This window comes from Microbaculum marinum (genome assembly GCF_037855135.1).
Lineage (GTDB): Bacteria > Pseudomonadota > Alphaproteobacteria > Rhizobiales > Tepidamorphaceae > Microbaculum > Microbaculum marinum.
Window position 1 is genome coordinate 311,370 of sequence record NZ_JAZHOF010000005.1, and the last position, 16,651, is coordinate 328,020.

A 16,651-nucleotide genomic window follows, 5' to 3' on the forward strand; every position below is an offset into this window, starting at 1 on the left:
GATGGTTCAGATCATGCCGGCCCGGGCGAGCACCTCGTCGAGGCGCGCTTCCAGGTCCGGCGTCGCCGGCACGATCGGCAGGCGGTGTTCGTTGTCCGGCAGGATGCCGAGACGCTTCATCATATATTTCATCGGGATCGGATTGATGTCGAAGAACACCGCCTTGTTGATCTCGTGGAGCCGCTGGTGCAATGCGCGCCCCGCCTTCAGGTCGCCCGCCCAGACGGCTTCGCAGAGTTCGGCGAGGTCCGTCGGCCGGATGTTGCCGACGGCGTTCATCAGGCCGCAGGCGCCGACCGTCATCATCGGAAAGGACAGGTGCTCGAGGCCGACGAAGATGCGGAAGTCCTCGCCGACCGCCGCCAGGCAGTCGGAGACGAAATCGAGGTCCGGAGAGGCGTGCTTCATGCCGACGAAGGTCGGCGACTTCTCCTTCAGCTCCCGCACCGTGTCGAGGGTGACCGAGACGGCTGTGCGGCCGGGGATGTGATAGATCATCCAGGGGACGGGGACGTCGCGGGTGACCTCCAGGTAGTATTCCACCATGCCGCGCTGCGGCGGCCGCGTGTAGTAGGGCGTGACGATCAGCACGGCGTCGGCGCCGGCCTCGACCGCGTGGTCGGTCAGCAGCCGGGTTTCCCAGATCGACTGCGACCCGGTCGCGGCGACGACGGGGAAGCGGCCGGCCGCGGCGGCGACCGCGGTGTCGACCGTGCGGTTCCGCTCCTCGGTCGTCAGCGAGGCAGGCTCGGAGGTCGTGCCGTTGACGAGCATCCCGTGCGATCCGCCCTCGACCTGCATCTCGACCAGGCGTGCATAGGCGTCATGGTCGACCTCGCCGCCGCGAAACGGCGTGACGAGCGGCGGTATCGAGCCTTTCAGGCGATCAACTGGCAGCGGCATGTGGCGTCCCTGTCAGGCGCGGCGGGGCACACCATGGCCCGGCGGTGCGGTGCCCGCAAGTCGCCGCAGGTCATCGGAGCCTAGCGGCGCGCGGCGGACTGGCCGGCCAGGCGCTTGTAGCGCTGGACGCCGTGCTCGAGATGGGTGCGCATCGCCGCGCGGGCGGCGATCATCTCGCCGTCGCCGATGGTCCGGCGGATCTCCAGGTGCTCCTTCAGCACGCCTTCCAGGTATTGCCTGCGGCTATCGGCGTCCTCGGCGTCGACGTGGATCGTCTGCCGCGGAATGATGAAGCGGCCGAGGAAGCCCAGGAACTGCGAAAAGTAGGTGTTTCCGGTCGCCCGGCCGATGGCGGCGTGGAAGTCGTAGTCCGCGTCTACCGCCGTCTCGCCGCGCTCGATCGCCTTGCGGAAGGCGGCGATCGTCCGGTCCATTCGGGCCAGGTCCGCCTTGGTGCGCCGCTCGGCGGCGAGCCCCGCCGCCTCGCTCTCCACGGCGATGCGCAGTTCCATGACGTTCAGCACCTCGGCGAGCGACTGCAGTCCCTCGGGATCGATCCGGAACGGCCTGCGGCCGGGATCGACGGAGACGAAGGCGCCCGATCCCTGCCGCGTCTCGACCAGGCCTTCGGCCCGCAGCACGGCGATCGCCTCGCGCACCACCGTGCGGCTGACGCCGAACGTGGCCATCATCTCCTGTTCGGTGGGGAGCCTGGTGCCGGGCGCAAGGTTGCCCGCGGTGATCTCGTCGGTGAGGCGGGTGATCAGCTCGCTGGTCAGGTTGCGCGGCGGCCGCAGCGGCCGGAAGGCACTCGAGGTGGTCGGCATCACGGTTCGATCGTCATTGCTCGCCCGTCACGGGCGACAGCCACAGTCTTCAATAGGACACCCCGGGGTAGCGCAGGCTTGGAAGATACAGTGCGAAGACCGGGAAATACGTGACCAGCAGCAAAACCGCAATCATCACGAACCAGAACGGCCACAGATGGCGGCTGACCTTCTCTATCGACACCTTGCCGATGGCGCAGCCGACGAACAACACCGTGCCGACCGGCGGCGTCACCAGGCCTATTCCCAGGTTGAGCATCATGATGATGCCGAAGTGGACCGGGTCGACTCCCACCGCGAGCACCACCGGCAGCAGGATCGGCGTGCAGATCAGCAGCAGCGGCGCCATGTCCATGAAGGTGCCCAGCACCAGCAGCATGATGTTGATCAACATCAGGATGACGTACTTGTCGTCTGACAGCTGCAGCAGGAAGGCTGTGGTCTTGGCCGGCACCTGCATCAGGGTCATCATGTAGCCGAAGCTCGCCGCGAAGCCGATGACGATCATCACCATGGCGACAGTCCGGATGACCCCGTGCAGCGCCCGCGGCAGGTCGCGCCAGCCCATGTCGCGATAGATGAACATCGTCACCAGGAAGGCCCAGACGACGGCGACGGCCGCAGACTCCGTCGGCGTGAAGATGCCGCCGATGATGCCGCCGACGATGATGACGACGGTGAACAGGCCGGCGATCGCCTCCCAGGTGATGCGCGCCGCGTCGCGGATCGCGACCGGCTCGCCCTTCGGATAGTTGCGCTTCGTCGCCACGACGAAGGCCAGGATCATCAGCGCCAGCCCGATCATTATTCCCGGCACGATGCCGGCCATGAACAGCTGCGCGATCGAGATCGTGCCGCCGGCCGCGTAGGTGTAGATGATGGCGTTGTGGCTCGGCGGGATGATGATGCCCTGCGTCGCCGAGGTGATCGTCACGTTGACGGCGAAATGATCCTCGTAGCCCTGCTTCTTCATCATCGGGATCATGATCGAGCCGATAGACGAGGTGTCGGCGACCGCCGATCCCGAGATGCCGCCGAAGAACATCGACGACAGGATGTTGACCATCGCCAGGCCGCCGCGCAGGAAACCGACGAAGATATTGGCGAAGGCGACGAGGCGGCGCGCCATGCCGCCCTCCGCCATCAGCGCGCCGGCGAAGACGAAAAAGGGGATGGCGAGGAGCGCGAAATCGTCGACCCCGTCGGAGACCTTCAGCAGCACCGCCTCGAGCGGCAGGCCCACATAGATGGCGGAGACGAGCGCGGCGACGCCGAGCGCGTAGGCGATCGGCATGCCGAGGATCAGCAGCGCGAACAGGCTGCCGAGCAGCACGACCGGGGCGAACGCGCCTCCCATCCCTCAGGCTCCCCTCTCGGCGGCTTGCATGGGGCTCACAGCGTCAGCCTCCTGGCCTCTTCCTCGGCGAATTTCTCTGCGTGCCGCGCCTCGTCCTCGAGCTCCTGCGCCATAGCCTGCGGATAGAGCCAGCTCTCGACGACGAACAGCACCGTGAACAGCCCGCTGATCGGGATCGCCGAATAGACGAAGCCGACCCGCACGTAGACGAACTCCGGATAGGCCTGGAACCATGTGGTGCGCACCAGGCTCTGGCCGTAGATGACCATGAACACGCCGATGGCGCCGAGCAGGAGCTGGACCAAGTGCATCGGCAGCGGCCGCAGCCGCTCGGGCAACATGTCGACGAACAGCGTCAGACGCAGGTGGACGCCGGCGCGCAGGCAGGCGGCGGCGCCGTACATGGTGAGCTGGACGGCGAAGAAGATCGACAGCGGTTCGGCGAAGTTGGCGCCGATCAGGAAGATGTAGCGCATGATCACGCCGGCGAATATCAGCAGCGTCATGCAGACGACGGACACGATCCCGATGCCGATGCAGAGCCAGTAGAGCCTGTCCATCAGGCGGACGTAGATCGGTCGCATCGGCATCGTCCCGTGGAATCGCACTCGTGTGGAGACCGGCGTCTTTCAGGACACCGGCGCCGGTCGCTGGACCGGCGCCGGACGCCTCGCAACGAGCCGAACTCGCGCTACTTCGTCGCCTCGATCCGCTTCAGGAGATCGGCGTAGTCGGCGCCATGCTTTTCGCGGACCGATTTCGTGGCCTCGATGAACGGCGTCTTGTCGACGTTCTCGACGATCGTCACGCCCTTCTCCCTGAGGATGTCCATGGACGCCTTCTCGCGCGCCGCCCACAGCTCGCGCTCCTTGCGCGCCGCCAGCACCGAGGCGTTGCGGATGAGCTGCCGGTCGACCTCGTCGAGGGTGTCCCAGACCTTCTTGGAGAACACGAAGATCTCCGGCACCATCAGGTGCTCGTCGATCGTGTAGTAGCCGGCGACCTCGTAGTGCTTGCCGGACTCGTAGGAGGGCGGGTTGTTCTCGGCGCCGTCGACGACGCCGGTCTGCATCGCGGTATAGAGCTCGTTGTAGGCGATCGGCAGGCCGTTGCCGCCGAGCGCGTTGACCATGTCGACGAAGATCGGGTTCTGCATGACGCGGATCTTCATGCCGGCGAGGTCCGCCGGCGTCTCGATGGCCTTGGTCTTGTTGTAGAAGGACCGGGAGCCGGCATCCATGTAGCCGAGCCCGATCAGCCCGCCGGCCGACAGCTTGTCGAGCAGCGCGGTGCCGATCTCGCCGTCGACGACGTTGTGCATCTGGTCGAGGCTGCGGAACACGTACGGCAGGTTGAAGACGTTGAAGTCCGGCACGATGGGACCGACCACGCCGACGCTGACGCGGGTCATCTCGAGCGCCCCGAGCTGGACCTGCTCGAGGGCCTCCTTCTCGCCGCCGAGCTGCATCGAGTGGAAGATCTTGATGGTGATGCGGCCGTTGGTCCAGTCGCTCAGCAGCTGGCCCATGTACTCGATGGCGTCGGTGGTGGGATACCCCATCGGGTGCACGTCGCTCGACTTGATCTCGAGCGCCGATGCGGGCGCCGCGGTGGCCGCCGCCGCTACCGCGGCAAGCGTCAGCTTCCTGATTGAAACAGTCATAAGCGCTTCCTCCTTCCCTTGCTTGTTCGCCTCTTTGCGGCTGGCGGATCTTGCGGCTCGTGCCTGCCCGCTCAGCCGGATCGCCGTCTACATTTCCCCTTCGGTCGGTTGCTTCGAATTTGTCATATCAGTAGTATGACCTTATCACGCCGGGGCAGAACGGAACAAGCCGCTTCGGCGTCTCACCCGCGGCGTCGGACAGGAGACGGCATGCAGCTCCCCAGGAACGCGTTCAAGCATGCGCTCGAGGAGCGACGGCTGCAGATCGGCCTGTGGTCGCAGCTCACCACCGGGCTGGCGGCCGAACTGCTGGCGCGGGCCGGGTTCGATTGGATCGTCATCGATACCGAACATTCGCCGACCGAGGTTCCTGCCGTGCTGCACCAGCTCCAGGCGCTGGCGCCGAGCGAGTCGTCGCCGGTGGTACGGGTGGCCTGGAACGATCCGGTGCTGATCAAGCGGATCCTGGACATCGGCGCGCAGACGGTGCTGGTTCCCTTCATCGAGACCGCCGAGGACGCCGAGAAGGCGGTCGCGGCGACGCGCTATCCGCCGCTCGGCATACGCGGCGTGGCGACCAGTCACCGCGCCAACCAGTTCGGCCGCATCGACAACTACCTCCACATCGCCGCCGGCGAGATTTGCGTCCTCGTCCAGATCGAGACGCGCCGGGGGCTGGAGAACGCCGCCGCCATCGCTTCGGTGGCCGGGGTCGACGGCGTCTTCGTCGGCCCCTCCGACCTGTCCGGCAGCCTCGGGCATCTCGGAGATCCCAACCACCCGGAGGTCCGCGAGGCGGTTGCCGCGATCCACGCCGCGGTCGGCGGCGCCGGCAAGCCGATCGGCACGCTCGCCCCGGTCGAGGAGGACGCGCGGCGCTACATCGACATGGGCTTCACCTTCGTCGCCGTCGGCAGCGACGTCGGCGTGCTGGCCCGGCACACCGACGCACTGGCACGCAGTTTCGCCGGCGCCCGGGACCGGCAGCACGCGCGGTTCGCCGAGACCGACAGGGCTTCCTGAGAACGCCGCCGGCGTCGACCGCAATCCGCAGAACCGGAAGGACGCGATGACCGATTCCCTCCCAGAACCGCGACTCAAGGCGCCGGCCGGCACCTGTGACACGCACATTCATGTCTACGGGGCGCAGGACGACTATCCGATCGCGCCGACCTCGCCGTTTCCCCCGGTCTTCGCGCCGGCGGCGCACTATGAGGAGGTGATGCGGCGGCTGGGGGTCGACCGTGTCGTCGTCGTCCAGCCGTCCGCCTATGCGAAGGACAATCGCTGCACGATTGACGCGGTGGCGGCGCTCGGGAGCGACCGGGCGCGGGCCGTCGTGGTGGTTGGCACCGGCACCAGCGACGCCGAGATGCGGGACCTGACGGACCGCGGTGCGGTCGGCGTGCGGTTCCACATGCTGCCGGGCGGCGTGCTGCCCTGGGAGATCATCGAGGAGATGGCGGCGAAGGTTTCAGGGTTCGGCTGGCACGTTCAACTGCAGCTCGACGGCCGGCTCCTGCCCGAGAAGGAGGCCGTGATCCGGCGGCTGCCCGGCAGGCTGGTGATCGACCACACCGGCAAGTTCCTGGAGCCGGTGCAGCCGAAGGATCCGGCCTTCAAGACGCTGCTCGGGCTGGTCGAGCGGGGCAATACCTGGGTCAAGCTGTCGGCACCCTACGAAACCTCGAAGGCCGGGCCGCCGTCCTACGTCGACGTCGGCGCGCTCGCCCGCGAGCTGATCGCGGCGGCGCCGGAGCGGATGATGTGGGCCAGCAACTGGCCCCATCCTTCCGCCCAGCCGAACCCGCCGGACGACGCGATGCTGCTCGACATACTACTCGACTGGTGCCCCGACGAGGCGACGCGCCACCGGATCCTCGTCGACAACCCGGCCGAACTGTATGGTTTCGCCTGAGCATCGATCCGAACAGGGAAGTGACATGAAACTGATCCTTCTGACGGGAGCGGCCGGCGGTGCGGCGCGGATGATCCGGCCGCTGCTGCGCGAGCATTACCGGCTGCGCCTGTCCGACATCGCGCCGGTCGGCGACCGGACGGACGACGAGGAGGACGTCCCGGCGGACCTCGCGGACTTCGACGCGCTGCGCAAGGCCGTCGAGGGCGTCGACGGGATCGTCCATTTCGGCGGGTATTCGGTCGAAGGGCCGTGGCCGGCGATCCTCAGCGCCAATATCGAGGGCACCTACAACATCTTTGAGGCGGCACGGATGGAAGGGGTGAAGCGGCTGGTGTTCGCCTCCTCCAACCACGCCGTGGGCTTCTACCGCCGCGACCAGACGATCGGCGTCGACGTCACCCCGAAGCCGGATTCACGCTACGGCGCCAGCAAGGCGTTCGGCGAATCGCTGGGCAGCCTGTACGCGGAGAAGTACGGGGCCGAAGTCCTGTCGATCCGCATCGGCAACGTTGCCGACCGGCCCGCCGATGCGCGCCGGCTGGCGATCTGGCTCAGCCCGCGCGACCTCGTCCAGCTGATCGGCATCGGACTGGAGCGGCCGGGCATCCGCCACGAGATCGTCTACGGCATGTCCGACAACAAGCGGGCGTGGTGGGACAACTCCAACGCCATACGGCTCGGCTACACGCCGCGGGACCGGGCGGAGGATTATGCCTCGCAGGTGCTCGCCGAGAGCCCGGGCATCACCGACGACCCGCGCATCGAGGACCACCAGGGCGGCTCGTTCTGCGTCACCGAGACCGGCGGCGATCCGACCAAGCCGCCAATGTGATCCGGCACCTAAAGATCGAACGCCTGGAGGGTGCGTGGCCAAGATCCTGCTGACCCATTCGCGCGAGGAGCGTGAGACGCGTTTTGACGACGTGGCCTTCGCCGCGCTCGAGGCGCTGGGAGACGTGCGGGTCAACGCGGCAGGGCATGTTCTTGGCACGGCGGAACTGGCGGCGCTCGCCGTAGGCTGCGACCTGATCGTCTGCGACCGGCTGACGCGGGTGACGGACGACTTCTTCGCCGCCGCACCGACCATCGCGGCGGTGTGCCGGGCAGCCGTCGACATCCGCAACATCGAAGTCGACGCCGCGTCGGCCGCAGGCGTACTGGTCACCCATGCCGGCCCGACATTCGTTGCCGCCGTCTCGGAGCTGACGTTCGGGATGATCATCGATCTTGCCCGAGGCGTAACCGATGCGGCGACCACTTACCGCTCCGGCTCGATGCCGACGGCGCGGATGGGTGTGCAGCTGTCCGGCGCGACCCTCGGGGTGATCGGCTACGGCGCGATCGGCCGAGAGGTGGCCCGGCTTGGCCGGGCCTTCGGCATGGCCGTGCTCGCGACCGATCCGCATGTGACACCGGACCGCGACGACGTGCGTCGGGTCGGCCTCGAAGACCTGCTGGCACGGTCCGACTTCGTCGTCTGCTTGGCGATCTCGTCGCCGGTCACCGACCGGATGATCGGCGCCGATGCGTTGGCCCGCATGAAGCCGACGGCATACTTCCTCAACCTTGCGCGCGGGCCGCTCGTCGACGACGATGCATTGAAGGAGGCGCTCATCCGCAACCGGATCGCCGGCGCCGCGATCGATGTGGGCAACGAACCGGGACAGATGCCGCGCATGGACATCGCCGCCTTGTCGAACGTGATCGCGACACCGCATGTCGGCGGCCTGACGCGGCAGGCCGCGCACGCGCAGGCAATGGAGACGGTCGGGCAGGTGGCGGAGATCCTGTCGGGCCGCATTCCGCACGGCGCGCTGAACGGAGTGTTTGCGAGGAGGATGAGCGAGTATCGGATGGGAAAGCGTCAGTGAGCAGGCACCGGATCGCCCTGGTGGGACTCGGCATGGCGGTCAGGCCGCACGCGGAGAGCCTCGCCGACCTCGACGACCGCGTCGAGGTTGCCTGGGCGTTCAGTCCCAGCGCCGAGCGGCGGGCGTCGTTCGCAGCGGACTGGACGATGCCGATCGCCGACAGCCTCGAGCAGATCCTCGCCGACGACACCGTCGAGGCGGTCATGCTGCTGACGCCGCCGAACACCCATCTTGAGCTTGCCACGGCCTGCGCACGGGCCGGAAAGCACGTGCTGCTGGAGAAGCCGGTCGAGGTCACCACCGAACGGGCCGAAGCGCTGGTCAGGGAGTGCCGCAAGGCCGGCGTCCGCCTCGGCCTGGTGCTGCAGCACCGGTTCCGCCCCTCGGGCCTCAGGCTCGCCGAACTGCTTGCCGACGACCGGCTCGGCAGGCTTGTCGGGGTCGATGTCAGCGTGGCCAACTGGCGACCGCAGTCCTACTACGACCAGCCCGGCCGCGGCACGCTCGCTCGCGATGGCGGCGGCGTGCTGATCACTCAGGCGATCCATACGCTCGACCTGGCGATTGCGCTCCTCGGCCTGCCCACGGAAGTCTCTGCCTTCGCCGCGACGAGCCCGGTGCACGAGATGGAGACCGAGGACATCGTCGCCGCCGCGCTCCGGTTCCCGAACGGGGCCATCGGCACCCTTTGCGCCACCACGACCGCCTATCCGGGCTATCCCGAGCGGATCTTCGTGATCGGCGAAAAAGGCACCGCCAGCCTCGTCGGCACCACGCTCGAGGTGCGTTACCACGACGGTACCGAGTTCAACGAGGGCGAGGCCGGCGCGGGCGGCGGCACCGGCGCCGATCCGATGGCCTTTCCCAACGACTATCACCGCTCGGTGCTTGCCGATTTCCTCAACGCCATCGAGGCCGGCCGCGATCCGAAGATCAGTGGCGAAGAGGCGCTGCGGGTGCACTATCTGATCGACGCACTGCTGAAGTCCTCCGAACTGGGCCGCCCGGCCAAGGTGCGGCAGAAGTGAGCGGAGCGGGAACAACAGTGCTGTCGCGCAGGCGACTGCACGGCCGTGCCGGCGTGCGATATACCTCGCCCGTCAACCACCCGGAGGCTGCCCCATGCCGAAGCTGATCGTGCCCGCCGCAACCCCGATCGACGGGGATCGCAACATCGACATCGACCGCCTCGCCGCGCATTGCCATGCCCTGCTCGCCGACGGCGCCGATGCGATCGCCCTGTTCGGCACGACGGGAGAGGCGACCTCGTACACCTCGGCCGAACGCATTGCGACACTGGAGGGCCTGATTGCTGCGGGAATACCTGCCGAGATCATCATGCCGGGCACCGGCTGTCCGGCGGTGCCGGACACGATCGCGCTCAGCCGGCACGCCTTCGAGCAGGGCTGCCGCACGGTGATGACGCTGCCGCCCTACTACTACAAGGCGGTATCGGCAGATGGCATCCGCGACTCCATGGCCTGGCTGATCGACGCGCTCTCGGGTCTGGAACCGCGCATCATCCTCTACCACATCCCCCCGGTCGCCCAGGTCGGCTTCCCCGTTGCGCTGGTCCGGCGGCTCGCCGACGAGTTCAAGGGGATCGTCGTCGGCGTCAAGGATTCCTCCGGCGACTGGTCGAACACCGAGGCACTGCTCGAGGCGTGCCCCGACCTCGACATCTTCCCGGGCTCCGAAACCTGGCTGCTGCCGGGGCTGCGCAAGGGCGGCGCCGGCTGCATCACGGCAACCGGCAACCTCAACGCCAGAGCGATCCGTGCGGTGATCGACGAGACCGACCCGGCCCGCGCCGACGCCCGGCACGAGGAGATCGTTGCCTACCGCAAGACGGTCGAGGCTCGCCCGGCGATCCCGGCCATCAAGGCGGTGCTGGCGGATCGCTACGGAATTGCCTCCTGGGGCGCGGTGCGGCCGCCGCTGCGGCAGCTGCCGGTCTCCGAGATTGCGCCGCTGCTGGACGATCTTTCGAGGCTGTCGGCCGAGCCGGTCGCCGGCTGACGCCTCACTGCGCGGCGGCCGCGGGTTCGGGTTCCCATTCCGACAGTTCGACCGTCACGCCCTCGGGGCCCGTCAGGAAGACGAGCTTGCGCTGGTGGAAGTCGAGCACGTCCGTGCGCACGGTGACGCCGGCGGCGCGCAGGCGTGCGACCTCGGCGTCCAGGTCGTCGACGGCGAAACAGATGTGGTTGAAGCCGAGCCGTGTCAGGTCGGCAATGCCCGGATCGGCATCCTGCGGCAGGTTCAGGTAGTGAAGGAGCTGGATCTCGGTCCGAGTTGGCGCGGCGGGAAGCGCCAGCGTCACGTGCTGCGCCTCGATTCCAGGTACGCCCATGTAGTCCTCGAAGACCTTCCCGGAGATCACCACGTCCTTGTCGAGTTCGAACCCGAGGTGGCCGAAGAAGGCCGTTGCGGAGTCCATATCCCGGACGACTATGGTCATGTGGTCGAAATGCCTGAGCATATGGCGTCTTCCCCCTGTGGCGCTTCCGGTAAGGCGTGGTCGGGCATCATAGTAGACCAGGGGCGCCCAACGCCAACCGTAGCCGGCAGCGACAGCATCGGGGTTTCCCAGAACGGAACATGCTGTTACGGTGTTCGCAACAGCGTCTCGCGTGCTGGCCCGCAGAGGCGCCCCCAAAGTCCGAGGTTTACATGCCACGCATTTCCGGCGAGCGTCGCGGCGACGGAGTCCAGGCCGTGGTCTTCGCGCTCGAGATCCTCGAGTTCCTCGCCCAGCAGCAGAATTCGGTCGGGGTCACCGAGCTCGCCCGCGCCTTCGACACCACCAAAAGCCGCATGCACCGGCACCTGCAGACGCTGGTGGGCGCCGGCTATATTCTTCGCGAGGACGATACGGAGCGCTACCGGGTCTCGACCCGGCTGATGGCGCTCGGCCGGGCGGTCAGCGACAATTTCGAGCTGACCGCGGTGGCGCGGCCGGTGATGCGCCAGATGCGCGACGCGCTCGGCCATCCGGTGGTGCTGTCGCGGCCGGTCGCAGACGGGGTCAACGTGCTGGCGATGCTGACGGGACAGTCGACGCTGGAGGTCGGGGTCAAGGTTGGCTCGACGATCGAGTACCACACCACGGCGCAGGGCAAGGTGGCGCTGGCTTTCGGCGACGAATCCACCCGCCTGCGGGTGCTGAACGGGACGCTCGCGCAGGCGACGCCGCAGACGAACACCGATCCGGTGCGGCTTTCCGACGAACTGACGGAGATCCACGAGAAGGGCTGGGCGTCGTCGCCGAACCAGGCGCTGATCGGCCTGAATGCGCTGGCGGCGCCGATCTTCGATGCGGGCGGCGTCTTCGTTGGCTGCGTGGCGCTGGTCGATTCGATCCAGTTTCTCGGCGAGCCGCCGACGAAGGACCAGATCGCCCTTGTCGTCGACGGCGGCAGGCGGATTTCGCGCGAGCTCGGCTACCGCCTGCCCAGGGAGGCGGCAGCCTGAACGTCTCCGGAACGCGCGGTCAGGCGACCAGCCAGGAGGTGACGGTGCCGTTCGTCACCGTGCAGGTCACGTAAGAGCGCGCCTGGTAGTTGGGCCACAGCACCGACATGTAGGCGGAGACGACGAACGTGTTGTAGCCGCGCGGCTGGATCGACACGATATTGTCGAGACGCAGCCCGAGGGCGCCGCTCTTCTGCGAATACTTGTTGCCGTAGGCCACGCAGGTGCGCCATGCCGCGTCCGATCCGTACTGCGGCGGGGGCGGAGCCGGAGGCGGATAGTAGCCCGGCGCCGGTTGCGGGGCGTATGGCGGCGGATAGTAGCCCGGCGACCGATTCTTGTCGGAATTGGCGACCGCCGCTCCGATCAGTCCGCCGACCACAGCGCCGGCGACGCCGGCGGCAACCTTGTCGCCGGTCTTGGAGACGCGCACCACGGGTGCCTCGTTGTCCGGCACCTGCGGCGGCGCCAGTATCGGCCCTGCGGCCTGCGCCGCTCCGGCCAGGTTGGCCGCGAGCAGCCCTGCCGCCGCGACGCTTGCAATGCGTGAATGCCAGACGTGCCGATCAGACATCGATTCCTCCATGGGCCGCTTGCGGGCAGCATAGCCTGCACGCCATAATCATTGAAGTGGGCCTGTTTCGGAATTCTGAACCAGTTGTGTGGAAAGCTGCGCGTCCGGCGATCAGGTCTCGGCAACGCGCCGCCAGGCGGATATCGTGCGGAAACATTCGCTCAAAGGGAGTGCGACCAAAATGGCAAGGCTATTCGGACGATTTCTGGCGATGATGCTCGCCTTGGGAGCATCGGGTCTGGCAGCATCCACCGCGTCGGCCGACACGCTGCAGGACGTGATGTCGCGCGGCACCCTGCGTGTCGGCCTGGCGGCGGAAACCTTCGTGCCGTGGACGATGGTCGACCATGACGGCGATCAGATCGGCTTCGAGATCGACGTCGCCCGCCGCCTCGCCTCCGATCTGGGCGTAGAGGTGCAGTTTGTCCAGCGGCCGTTCGTACAGCTCATTCCCTCGCTGCTGGCCGGCGAGAGCGACGTGATCATCTCCGGCCTGTCAATCACCACGCAACGCGCCAAGCTGGTCGCCTTCTCGCGGCCATACGCCCATTCCGAGGTGAACTTCCTTGCCCGGACCAGCGGCGGCGCCCAGGTAACGACGGACTCAGTCGACAAGGAGGGCACGACCATCGGCGTCGTCGGCGGGACGGTCTCAGAGTTCGCGGCAGCCCAGGCCTTCGCCCATGCTACGGTCCGCCAGTTCCAGGCCGACAGGAACCTGCAGGACGCCCTGCTCAACGGCGAGATCGCGGGTCTCGTCGCCAGTTCGCCGATCCCGGAACTGGTGATGGCGGCCAATACCGACGAACTGACGATCAGCGAAGAACCGCTGCTGCGCACCGCCGAGGCGTTCGCCGTGCGGCCGGACTCGCTGCGGCTGCTGAACCTGCTCGACTCCTGGATCTACGAGAAGGAGGCTGGCGGCTTCCTGGAACGCCTGCGCGCCTATTGGTTCGACAGCACCGACTGGGGCGACCGGCTGACCCAAGACGAGACCGAGGTGGTCGAGTAGACCGCCCCGGCGCCGTCGCCGCCGACGCGGCGGGGCCTTCGTCCCGCCCGCGGCCTCAGACCTCGATACCGAGCAGGCTCGCCGCGTTGGTCGAGGTCATCTTGCGGATGTCGGCTTCCGAGTACTGCAGGTCGAGCAGCATCCGCACGATCTCGCGATAGCCTTCCACCGGCGGCGGCGCCTGCGTGAGGCCGAGGTCGGAGCCGAGCACGGTCTTGTCCACCGTGCCGGCCTCGATGAACCGCTTCAGGTCGGCGCCGTCGAACATCTTGGTGCGGGCGTTCTCGATGAACATCGAGATCGAGTGCTCCAGATAGACGCCCATCGCCGCAAAGTCGGCCATGTCCTGATCGGTACAGTCGATCAGGTAGGTGGGATGATTGATCATCATCTTCTTCACCCCGCGCCTCTTGGCTTCCTCGAACAGCGGCACCTGCTCGGTGACGTGCAGGTGGCCGCCGGCCAGCAGGATGTCGCCCTCGGCGATCAGATCGAGGCACATCTTCGTCTCGTCGGTCAGCTGTCCGTTCTCGTCGAGGACGGTGAGCGGCGTCGGCTCGACCATCTTCTCGCGGGTGGAGGGAAACGCCAGGGCGTCCTTGCTCTTGGCTGCGTACTTCTCGATGTGGTTCTTCGCAGCGAAGGTCGGCATCCAGACGATCTTGCCGCCCAGCTTGATGTTGTGGTCGACGGCGTAGCGGTTGATGCCGCCGGACGGATTGTTCAGCGCCACACCCGAAAACAGCCTCACTTTGCGATCCGGATAGGCTTTCTCCAGCATCTGGGCATGCGACATACCGGGATAGTAGTGATCCTTGAACAGGATCGCAGCAAATCCGGCCTCTTCCGCCTGTGCCTGCGCCTCCTCGTGATCGAGGATGCGCGGCATCACCGAAGGGCCGGAATGGACATGTAGGTCGACGGCGCCCTTGAGCAGCGCAGCGACTTCCGGATCGCGGTTCCCACCGTTTTCCCCGAGGGCCATGTACTCCTCCTGTTTCGTTGTACGTAACACTGTTGCGCCAAGCATTTCATCGGGACTGCGTTTCTGTCAAGCAGCGCGATACACGGACAGTGGCCGGATCGCGCATCTCATGCACGCGGCCTGCCGCATGTAGAAACCGTAACGGGACATGCCGTCGCGTCAGCGGTAAATCCACCCCTTGCCTGCCGCTCGGAGCACGCCGGGCCACATGGGCGGCTTGACAGCATCGGCCCAAAATCGAGAATATGGATTGAAACAGCGTTTCGATGTTCGAAACATAAAGGGAGGAACACCGATGATATCCCGCCGTCAGCTACTCGCGACCACAGGCGCCGCAGCAGCCACCCTGGCGATGCCTTACGTCGCCCGGGCGCAGAGCCCGATCAAGATGCGTCTCGCCCATGCGGCCAACGAGGTCCATCCGGGCCACATAGCCACCGTCGAATTCCAGAAAGCGCTGGAAGAAATCGCGCCGGGCGCGGTGGAGATCCAGATCTTCCCCAACCGCCAGCTCGGCGACGACAAGCAGAACCTCGAGAACACCGTCGCCGGCACCATCGAGATCGGCGCCGTCAGCGGCGTGCTGGTGGGCCTGGTGACCGGTCGCCAGTCGCTGGATTCTTTCCAGCTTCCCTTCCTGATCCGCGACTACGAGCACTTCGCCGATCTGGCCGCCGGCGAGACGACGCAGAAGATCTTCGATGACCTGGCGCCTGCCGGCCTCGTCGGCGTGCAGGTCGTCGATATCGGCCAGCGCAACTTCCTGACGGTCAACGAGCCGGTCACTAAGACCGACGAGTTCGCCGGACTGAAGACCCGCATCCTCGGCGTGCCGCTGCACAAGGCGATCTGGGAAGCCGTCGGCACCAACCCGATCGGCCTGCCCTACGGCGAGGTCTACGGCGCGCTGCAGACCAAGGTCATCGACGCCGTCGAAATCAACGTGTCCTCGATCGTCGGCGAGAACCTGTGGGAAGTCGGCAAGTACCTGACGCTGACGGGGCACTATCCCTGGCATCAGGTGATCGTCGTCAACAAGCCGTATTTCGACGGTCTGCCGAAGGAGATCCAGCAGGCCTTGCGCGAGGCCGGCCGCAAGTCGACGGCGCCGACGCTGGCCTACACCAAGGAGCAGGACTACGGAGCCCGCGACGACCTGACCCAGAACAAGGGGATCGAGATCGTCGAGCTCGAAGACCTTCCGAACATGCAGCAGAAGGTGAAGCCGGTCCTCGACGAGTGGTCGCAGAAGTCGCCGCTGATCGAGGAGTTCATCAAGGAGGCCCAGGGCACCAGCTGACCTTGACCGAACGGCGGGAACTCCGCGAAGGTGTTCCCGCCGCCGGCATCCGTCCGGACGGGGCGGCGGGGCCGGGACGACCTGGCAAGGGGGAACGGGCGAGACTGCCCGGGCGTATGGGTGGATCCGACCTCATACCGTAGACATGAAGCTGCCGGTGTCCCCGCGACACCAGGGAGGGACGGCGAACATGCATGACGGCGGCCCGGGACAAGCCGCACCCAGCGGCTTCGTCGGCTGGTACACGCGCATCATGATGTCGATCGGCGCCAGCGCCATGGCGGCGATCCTGATCATCATGATGGTCCAGGTGGTTGCCCGCTACGTCTTCAATGCGTCGCTGATCTGGGCCGAGGAGATCTGCCGCTACATCCTCGTCTGGATCACCTTCCTGTTCATCGGTCTCGCCTTCCAGCGCGGCGAGCTGGTGACCGTCGACATCCTCACCATCAAGCTGTCGGCGAAGGCCCAGTTCATCCTGAAGTCCATCGTCAGCATACCCGTTCTGGCGTTCCTGGTGCTGATGGTGATCAACAGCTACGACTTCTTCGGCCGCTTCCACATGCAGACGATCCCGGCGGTCGACTTCATCTGGGAATCGATCACCGGCCACGCCGCCGGCGTCTCGATCCTGTGGGTCTATCACTCCGTGACGATCGGCTGCACTCTGCTGGTGGTTCACATCCTCGTCTCGCTGGTCGCCGAGGCCCGCGCCCTCGTCAGGATGCGCGACGAGCCGCCCTCCACCCAGATCACCGGATAGC

The 16,651-nt window shown here is 66.8% G+C and carries 18 protein-coding genes; 10 read left to right on the plus strand and 8 right to left on the minus strand.

Features of this window, described 5'->3' with window-relative positions; translation table 11 throughout:
• Positions 1-6 precede the first annotated feature (6 nt).
• The 5 genes from dapA to V3328_RS14180 form a co-directional block, all read right to left on the minus strand.
• On the minus strand, positions 7-903 hold the full coding sequence (gene dapA / locus V3328_RS14160) for a 4-hydroxy-tetrahydrodipicolinate synthase (RefSeq protein WP_340330326.1): 897 nt from the start codon (positions 901-903) through the stop codon (positions 7-9).
• Between the two features lie 80 nt (positions 904-983).
• A complete protein-coding gene (locus tag V3328_RS14165) occupies positions 984-1,730 on the minus strand; it encodes a FadR/GntR family transcriptional regulator (protein WP_340330327.1) in 747 nt (248 codons plus the stop codon).
• 49 nt (positions 1,731-1,779) lie between these two features.
• Entirely contained in the window at positions 1,780-3,087 is a 1,308-nt protein-coding gene (locus tag V3328_RS14170; protein WP_340330328.1) for a TRAP transporter large permease, read from the minus strand.
• Between the two features lie 35 nt (positions 3,088-3,122).
• Positions 3,123-3,671: a TRAP transporter small permease gene (locus V3328_RS14175; protein WP_340330329.1), complete on the minus strand. Its 549-nt coding sequence runs from the start codon at positions 3,669-3,671 to the stop codon at positions 3,123-3,125.
• A 107-nt stretch (positions 3,672-3,778) separates the two neighbouring features.
• Positions 3,779-4,750, minus strand: coding sequence for a TRAP transporter substrate-binding protein (locus V3328_RS14180; protein ID WP_340330330.1), 972 nt, complete (start codon positions 4,748-4,750; stop codon positions 3,779-3,781).
• A gap of 210 nt (positions 4,751-4,960) precedes the next feature.
• Between V3328_RS14180 and V3328_RS14185 the strand changes: the two genes are divergently transcribed.
• The 6 genes from V3328_RS14185 (at position 4,961) to V3328_RS14210 (ending at position 10,561) form a co-directional block, all read left to right on the plus strand.
• Positions 4,961-5,773, plus strand: a complete 813-nt coding sequence (locus tag V3328_RS14185; protein WP_340330331.1) for an HpcH/HpaI aldolase family protein — start codon at positions 4,961-4,963, stop codon at positions 5,771-5,773.
• A gap of 46 nt (positions 5,774-5,819) precedes the next feature.
• A complete protein-coding gene (locus V3328_RS14190; RefSeq protein WP_340330332.1) occupies positions 5,820-6,668 on the plus strand; it encodes an amidohydrolase family protein in 849 nt (282 codons plus the stop codon).
• Between the two features lie 25 nt (positions 6,669-6,693).
• Positions 6,694-7,503: an NAD-dependent epimerase/dehydratase family protein gene (locus tag V3328_RS14195; RefSeq protein WP_340330333.1), complete on the plus strand. Its 810-nt coding sequence runs from the start codon at positions 6,694-6,696 to the stop codon at positions 7,501-7,503.
• A gap of 34 nt (positions 7,504-7,537) precedes the next feature.
• Positions 7,538-8,542, plus strand: a complete 1,005-nt coding sequence (locus V3328_RS14200) for an NAD(P)-dependent oxidoreductase (protein ID WP_340330334.1) — start codon at positions 7,538-7,540, stop codon at positions 8,540-8,542.
• Positions 8,539-9,570 carry a Gfo/Idh/MocA family protein gene (locus V3328_RS14205; protein WP_340330335.1) on the plus strand — a complete coding sequence of 344 codons (1,032 nt, stop codon included), beginning with the start codon at positions 8,539-8,541 and terminating at the stop codon, positions 9,568-9,570. The genes V3328_RS14200 and V3328_RS14205 overlap by 4 nt, the downstream gene beginning before the upstream one ends.
• Positions 9,571-9,664: 94 nt before the next feature.
• Complete coding sequence (locus V3328_RS14210) at positions 9,665-10,561, plus strand: dihydrodipicolinate synthase family protein (RefSeq protein WP_340330336.1); 897 nt, start codon at positions 9,665-9,667, stop codon at positions 10,559-10,561.
• Between the two features lie 4 nt (positions 10,562-10,565).
• Here V3328_RS14210 and V3328_RS14215 read toward each other — a convergent pair whose 3' ends face one another.
• Complete coding sequence (locus V3328_RS14215; RefSeq protein ID WP_340330337.1) at positions 10,566-11,024, minus strand: VOC family protein; 459 nt, start codon at positions 11,022-11,024, stop codon at positions 10,566-10,568.
• Positions 11,025-11,215: 191 nt separating this feature from the next.
• On the opposite strand from V3328_RS14215, the gene V3328_RS14220 reads away from it, so the two are divergent.
• A complete protein-coding gene (locus V3328_RS14220; protein ID WP_340330338.1) occupies positions 11,216-12,016 on the plus strand; it encodes an IclR family transcriptional regulator in 801 nt (266 codons plus the stop codon).
• A 19-nt stretch (positions 12,017-12,035) separates the two neighbouring features.
• Here V3328_RS14220 and V3328_RS14225 read toward each other — a convergent pair whose 3' ends face one another.
• Positions 12,036-12,590 carry a hypothetical protein gene (locus tag V3328_RS14225; RefSeq protein ID WP_340330339.1) on the minus strand — a complete coding sequence of 185 codons (555 nt, stop codon included), beginning with the start codon at positions 12,588-12,590 and terminating at the stop codon, positions 12,036-12,038.
• A 181-nt stretch (positions 12,591-12,771) separates the two neighbouring features.
• On the opposite strand from V3328_RS14225, the gene V3328_RS14230 reads away from it, so the two are divergent.
• On the plus strand, positions 12,772-13,602 hold the full coding sequence (locus tag V3328_RS14230) for a transporter substrate-binding domain-containing protein (RefSeq protein WP_340330340.1): 831 nt from the start codon (positions 12,772-12,774) through the stop codon (positions 13,600-13,602).
• 55 nt (positions 13,603-13,657) lie between these two features.
• On the opposite strand, the gene V3328_RS14235 is transcribed toward V3328_RS14230, so the two are convergent.
• A complete protein-coding gene (locus tag V3328_RS14235; protein WP_340330341.1) occupies positions 13,658-14,587 on the minus strand; it encodes a DUF6282 family protein in 930 nt (309 codons plus the stop codon).
• 295 nt (positions 14,588-14,882) lie between these two features.
• On the opposite strand from V3328_RS14235, the gene V3328_RS14240 reads away from it, so the two are divergent.
• A complete protein-coding gene (locus V3328_RS14240) occupies positions 14,883-15,887 on the plus strand; it encodes a TRAP transporter substrate-binding protein (protein ID WP_340330342.1) in 1,005 nt (334 codons plus the stop codon).
• 190 nt (positions 15,888-16,077) lie between these two features.
• On the plus strand, positions 16,078-16,650 hold the full coding sequence (locus tag V3328_RS14245) for a TRAP transporter small permease (RefSeq protein WP_340330343.1): 573 nt from the start codon (positions 16,078-16,080) through the stop codon (positions 16,648-16,650).
• Position 16,651 lies beyond the last annotated feature (1 nt).

Excerpts from the sequence above, each read along its gene's own strand:
- dapA (WP_340330326.1), bottom strand. The coding sequence starts at position 903 with ATGCCGCTGCCAGTTGATCGCCTGAAAGGCTCGATACCGCCGCTCGTC.
- V3328_RS14165 (WP_340330327.1), bottom strand. The coding sequence starts at position 1,730 with ATGCCGACCACCTCGAGTGCCTTCCGGCCGCTGCGGCCGCCGCGCAAC.
- V3328_RS14170 (WP_340330328.1), bottom strand. The coding sequence starts at position 3,087 with ATGGGAGGCGCGTTCGCCCCGGTCGTGCTGCTCGGCAGCCTGTTCGCG.
- V3328_RS14175 (WP_340330329.1), bottom strand. The coding sequence starts at position 3,671 with ATGCGACCGATCTACGTCCGCCTGATGGACAGGCTCTACTGGCTCTGC.
- V3328_RS14180 (WP_340330330.1), bottom strand. The coding sequence starts at position 4,750 with ATGACTGTTTCAATCAGGAAGCTGACGCTTGCCGCGGTAGCGGCGGCG.
- V3328_RS14185 (WP_340330331.1), top strand. The coding sequence starts at position 4,961 with ATGCAGCTCCCCAGGAACGCGTTCAAGCATGCGCTCGAGGAGCGACGG.
- V3328_RS14190 (WP_340330332.1), top strand. The coding sequence starts at position 5,820 with ATGACCGATTCCCTCCCAGAACCGCGACTCAAGGCGCCGGCCGGCACC.
- V3328_RS14195 (WP_340330333.1), top strand. The coding sequence starts at position 6,694 with ATGAAACTGATCCTTCTGACGGGAGCGGCCGGCGGTGCGGCGCGGATG.
- V3328_RS14210 (WP_340330336.1), top strand. The coding sequence starts at position 9,665 with ATGCCGAAGCTGATCGTGCCCGCCGCAACCCCGATCGACGGGGATCGC.
- V3328_RS14215 (WP_340330337.1), bottom strand. The coding sequence starts at position 11,024 with ATGCTCAGGCATTTCGACCACATGACCATAGTCGTCCGGGATATGGAC.
- V3328_RS14220 (WP_340330338.1), top strand. The coding sequence starts at position 11,216 with ATGCCACGCATTTCCGGCGAGCGTCGCGGCGACGGAGTCCAGGCCGTG.
- V3328_RS14225 (WP_340330339.1), bottom strand. The coding sequence starts at position 12,590 with ATGTCTGATCGGCACGTCTGGCATTCACGCATTGCAAGCGTCGCGGCG.
- V3328_RS14230 (WP_340330340.1), top strand. The coding sequence starts at position 12,772 with ATGGCAAGGCTATTCGGACGATTTCTGGCGATGATGCTCGCCTTGGGA.
- V3328_RS14235 (WP_340330341.1), bottom strand. The coding sequence starts at position 14,587 with ATGGCCCTCGGGGAAAACGGTGGGAACCGCGATCCGGAAGTCGCTGCG.
- V3328_RS14240 (WP_340330342.1), top strand. The coding sequence starts at position 14,883 with ATGATATCCCGCCGTCAGCTACTCGCGACCACAGGCGCCGCAGCAGCC.
- V3328_RS14245 (WP_340330343.1), top strand. The coding sequence starts at position 16,078 with ATGCATGACGGCGGCCCGGGACAAGCCGCACCCAGCGGCTTCGTCGGC.